Source organism: Halomonas sp. KAO, assembly GCF_015595025.1.
In the GTDB taxonomy this organism is placed as follows: Bacteria; Pseudomonadota; Gammaproteobacteria; order Pseudomonadales; family Halomonadaceae; genus Halomonas.
Map to the genome: position 1 here is coordinate 453525 of NZ_JADNRL010000026.1, position 2356 is coordinate 455880.

General features: G+C 57.9%; 3 protein-coding genes. All 3 read right to left on the reverse strand.

Annotated elements, in window-relative coordinates; translation table 11 throughout:
* Positions 1–169 precede the first annotated feature (169 nt).
* The gene (locus tag IOC61_RS15875; protein WP_195689694.1) at positions 170–1228 is read right to left on the reverse strand and encodes a TRAP transporter substrate-binding protein; all 1059 of its coding nucleotides are present in this window, start codon (positions 1226–1228) and stop codon (positions 170–172) included.
* 341 nt (positions 1229–1569) lie between these two features.
* On the reverse strand, positions 1570–2088 hold the full coding sequence (locus IOC61_RS15880; protein ID WP_195689695.1) for a MarR family winged helix-turn-helix transcriptional regulator: 519 nt from the start codon (positions 2086–2088) through the stop codon (positions 1570–1572).
* Between the two features lie 9 nt (positions 2089–2097).
* A partial coding sequence (locus tag IOC61_RS15885; RefSeq protein ID WP_195689696.1) for a TRAP transporter large permease subunit occupies positions 2098–2356 on the reverse strand: 259 nt, incomplete at its 5' end.

Below are 2356 nucleotides of genomic sequence, written 5' to 3' on the forward strand. Positions count from 1 at the left end.
GCACGTGTCGTGAGGGGTTGCATGGTTGACTCCATATAGCAGCGGAACGGCTAGTCATGCACCGGCCCGACACGAGACCGCGCCATACCGGTGTCATTATGCAGCTTCCGGTATGGCGCGGGCATGGAACCCCATGTCGGGATAAGCGCCTAGTGCGAGGATGTAGGGATTACTTGTACTCGTCCGGCACCTGGGGAGCGACTGTTTCTTCTTCTGCGGCAACTGCCAGCTGCTCGCGGAAGAACTCGATAGCCGCCATGGCATCCACCCCACGGTTCTCAGTAACCTTGTCCGCCCACTCGGCAATCATCTCATCGCTGATGTTGCGAAGCTTCTCGAGATCTTCCTCACCCAGATCCGTGAAGGTGTGTCCCTGCTCTTCAGCAAACTTGACGCCGCGCACATCCATCTCATCCATCATGTAGCCGAAGAGCCGAGACAAGCGCTCGCCGGATACCGACTCGATCGCCTCACGATCCTCGGGGGACACGCGATCCCAGAACATCGGGTTCATGGCGATAGTGAAACTGCCACGGTAGAAGCCACCATCCACCTTGAGGGTATGCGGGAAAATTTCAGCGACACGGAAGCTACGCAGGCCCTCCGGTACCAGCATGGCGCCATCGATAACCCCCTGTGAGCCAGCCTCGTACACGCCGGTCGGTGGCAGAGCCACACCGGTCAGCTCGAGAGCCTCAGAGAGGTCACCCATGACACCTCCACCGACACGTATGCGTTTACCTTCAAGCTCGTCCAGCGTTTCGACCTTGTCGCTGGTAAAGATCCAGCCTGGCCCGTGAACACCTGCTGCCACCACGTCAACGCCGCGGTGCTCTTCGGCCTCGGCCAGATACTCCTGATGGGTGCGCCAGTAAGCCGCAGAGGCGTTCTCAGAGGAGAAGTCCTCGAAGGTGGGAAACTCGGGCAGCTTGGTCAACTCGAAACGACCAGCGTTGTAACCGTGAAAGACCCAGGTGGCATCGGCGATGCCATCGGCGACGATTTCCATCTGTGAGTCCGGCGGTCCCATATCATGGACCACATCAACCTTTACGCGCCCCTCCGTAGCCTCTTCGATCCAAGCTCCCCAGGTCGGCCACACCATGCTGTTGATGCCATGGTTGGGGCCTGCCCAGGTGCTAATGGTCAACGTGGTCTCGGCGAGGGCCGCCGAGCTCATTACAGCGGCAGTCAAGGTGCCTAGCAGCAGGCCTGTCGTCTTGTTCATTGTAAGTATCCTCCGACGTCACGGGGCGAGCAGCATGTGCTCGGTTAGAAGGTAGTTTCCCTTCATCGAACCTGGCGAATGACCTGGTACGCCCTGGCACTCGCCATGATTCGATGCGATACAGCTTTTTAAGCCATAGGAAAAATAAGGAAACACTTCGTGGGGTACAATGCCTCGTTACCTGCCATCCCGCAATCCACACACGACTAATAGATAATACAACTTAAGTATGAAGCAGCACTGGGCCGACATCTTACGCCGCGCTACAGCAAGTAGCGCTGCAATGAAAAATGGCAACATGATCAACATCATGTTGCCATCAAGCTGAGACTGGGAGGTGCTTACTCCCAGCCAATACGCTCAAGCTGTCGCTCAAGCTTGCTCATTGCATTCAACAGGTCACGGTACTCGCTGGCACTCAGTGTGGAGACCAGCTCAGCTTCCCAGGAGTGGGCATCGGGAATCAGCCCCTCCAGTAACCGAGCTCCCTCTTGTGTCAGGTGCAGATCGTGAACACGCTGGTCTCGAGGGGATGGTCTTCGCGAAATCAGGCCCTTGTCCTCCAGGGCCTGGATCGCTCGCGATACCCGCGCCTTATCCATGTTCGTGTACGAGCATATCTTCTTTGCGGTCAAGTCATCACAGTGGCTCAGCCATGACATCACACGCCACTGAGCGACGTTCAGGCCATAGCGCTGGGAATACATGCGCTCCAGCTCACCACTGATACGGTCCGCCAGTTTATTAAGCCGATAGGGGAGAAACTGGTTGAGGTCGATCTCCGGTTTGACATGACCGGAGGCCTGGCTACCGGCCGTATCAACCGACTCACCCTCTGGCCTACTTTCTGTAATATCCATAGTACGCGCCTAATAGAGCAGATCGGGAAGGAAGAGCACAATGCCCGGCAACAGCAGCACCAGCAAGGCGCGAAGCGTGCCTGCCACCCAGAACGGCGTCACACCGCGGAAGATCGTTCCCGTCGCCACGTCCGGCAACACCGCCCGCAGCACGAAGACGTTCATTCCCACCGGCGGCGTGATCAGGCTGATCTCGATCACGATCACCACCAGGATGCCGAACCACACCAGGTCGTAGCCGAGCCCCGCGACCACCGGGAAGAAGACC